The organism is Streptomyces synnematoformans, from assembly GCF_039531005.1.
In the GTDB taxonomy this organism is placed as follows: domain Bacteria; phylum Actinomycetota; class Actinomycetes; order Streptomycetales; family Streptomycetaceae; genus Streptomyces; species Streptomyces synnematoformans.
In genome coordinates, this window is sequence record NZ_BAAAPF010000537.1 from 1 (window position 1) to 2,703 (window position 2,703).

A 2,703-nucleotide genomic window follows, 5' to 3' on the forward strand; every position below is an offset into this window, starting at 1 on the left:
CTCCTCGGCGTGCTGCGCGAAGACGCCGGCGCCGACCCCGCGGAACGCCGCCCCCGCGCCCGGCCCCGCTCCCCCGCCGGGCAACCTCCCCGCCCCCGTCACCGAACTCGTCGGCCGCGACCGCGAGGTCGCCGACGTGCGCAAGCTCCTCCACTCCGAACGCCTCGTCACCCTCGGCGGCCCCGGCGGCGTGGGCAAGACCCGGCTCGCCCTCGAAGTCGCCGCCCGAGCCCTCGCCGACGCGCCCGCCGGCCTCCCCGGAGACTTCCCCGACGGCGTCTGGCTCGCCGAACTCGCCGGCCGCCGCTGCTACGACGACCCCGCCGACGTCGTCGCCCACGCCCTCGGTGTCCACGACACCGACGGCCGCCCCACCCACGACGTCCTCGCCGACGCCCTGCGCGCCAGACGGCTCCTCCTCGTCCTCGACAACTGCGAGCACCTCGTCGAGTCCGTCGCCCCGCTCGCCGCCCGCCTCCTCCGCGCCGCCCCCGGCCTGCGCATCCTGGCCACCAGCCAGGAGCAGCTGGCTATCGCCGGCGAGACCCTCTACGCCGTACCGCCGCTGACCCTGCCCCCGCCCTCCGCCCACCCCGCCGCCGCGGACCACCCCGCCGTGTCCGCCGGAGCCGCTGCGTCCGCTGCGTCCGCCGTGTCCGCCGACTGCCTGCAGGAGTCCAGCGCGGTACGGCTCTTCCTCGCCCGCGCCGCCGCCGCGGCCCCCGGCTTCCGGCTCGACCCCGACAACGCCGCCGCCGTCGCCGCCGTCTGCCGCCGCCTCGACGGCATCCCCCTCGCGCTCGAACTCGCCGCCACCCGCGTCCGCGCCCTCGGCGTGCACCGCCTCGCCGAACGCCTCGACGACCGGTTCCGCCTCCTCGCCGCCGGCAGCTCCCGCCGGGACGCGCCCGAACGGCAGCGCACGCTGCGCGCGACGATCGAGTGGAGCTGGGACCTGCTCACCCCCGCAGAACAGGCCGTCCTGCGGCGGCTGTCCGTCTTCGCCACCGGCACCACGCTGCCCGCCGCCGAAGCCGTCTGCGCCGGCCCGGACATCGACCCCGCCGACGTCGCCGACCTGCTGGCCCGCCTCGTCGACCGCTCCCTGGTCGTCGCCACCCCCGGCCCCGACGGCCCCCGCTACGGGCTGCTGGAGTCGGTCGCCGCGTACGGCCTCGAAGAGCTGACGGCCGCCGGGGAGCACCCCCGCGCACTACGCCGGCACGCCGGCCACTACGCGGACCTGGCAGAACGCGCCGCGCCCCACCTGTTCACCCGCACCCAGACCCGCTGGCTGACCTGCCTCGACGCCGAGTCCGGCAACCTGCGCAAGGCCCTCGACACCGCCACCGCGACGGGCGACGCCGCCCTGGCGCTGCGGCTGGCGAACGCGCTGGCGTGGTACTGGTACCTGCGCGGACGCCACCGCGAGGGCACGCGTGCGCTGGCGCGCGCGCTGGAGACGGGCGGGGCGGCGGCGGGGGCCGGAGACGCGGACGCGGCCGGGGGGCCGGCTGTCGGAACAGCGCGGCAGACCGGGGCTGCGGGCGCAGGCGGCGGTGCGGCCCGGGGCGCCACCCGAGCGCAGGGCCCGCACGGCGAGGCCGCGCGCTCCGCCGAGCTACGGGCCACCGTCGCCTCGTGGCACGCCGGCTTCGCCCTGCACGACGCCGCGGCCCGCACACCGCAGGCCGACGAGACCGGCGGAGCCGGTTTGTACGGGACACAGGACACCCACCGCGCCGGCGGCCCAGACCCGGCGCCCTCCCCCGGCGAGAGCGGCGATCGCGACTGCCCCGACAGCGGTGACACCGGTGCGTACGAGACGCGCGGGAGGTACGACGACGGCAGCCCGCCCCCGCAGCCCGCCGGAACCCGCACCGGCACCGCCACCAGCCCCGCGACTCCCCCCGCCGCGACCGCCGGACCGGCGGTCCCCGACGCCGCCGCCGACAGCCGCGCAGTGTGGTTCCTCGCCCACGCCGAAGCCAACTACGGCAGCATCTCCCGCGCCGCCGCGCTCGCCGACCGCGCGCTGGGCGAGTTCCGTGCCCGCGGCGACCGCTGGGGCGAGGCCGCCGCCCTCGTCGTACGGGCGACCGTGGCGCTCTTCCGCGGCGACCTCGCCGCGCTCGCGCGGCACTCCGCCACCGCCGCCCGCATCTTCGACGAGTTGGGCGAGGCGTGGGGCCGACTGGAAGCCGGCGAGGTCATGGCCGACCACGCCGAGATCACCGGCGACTACGCACGCGCCGCGCGGCTGCACCGCGACGACGCCCGCCGGGCGGAGGAACTCGGCCTGCGGGCCCAGCAGTCGTACCGGCTCGCCGGGCTGGGCCGGAGCACGATGCTCACCGGCGACCTGGCGGAGTCACGGCGGCTGCACGAGCGGGCCCTGGCGGTGGCCACCGCGCACTTCGACACGCTCGGCGAGGAGTTCGCCGAGATCGGCCTCGGGATGGTGGCCCGCAGGGCGGGCCGGCCCGAGGCCGCCGAGGCGCACCTGCGCCCCTGGCTGAACTGGTGGCGCCGGGTCAGCTCCGCAGCGGCGCCGCGCGGGGTGGCGCTGGCCGCGGCGGAGCTGGGCTTCGTCGCCGAGCAGCGCGGGGACGCGGCGGAGGCGCGGGCCCTGCAGCGCGAAGCGCTCGCCGCCGCGCGCGCCACGGAGGACCCGCGGGCCACGGCGCTGGCGCTGGAGGGCCT

The 2,703-nt window shown here is 78.9% G+C and carries 1 protein-coding gene; it reads left to right on the forward strand.

The genetic code is table 11. The features are described from left to right. A partial coding sequence (locus ABD317_RS35645; RefSeq protein WP_344295965.1) for an ATP-binding protein occupies positions 1–2,703 on the forward strand: 2,703 nt, incomplete at both ends.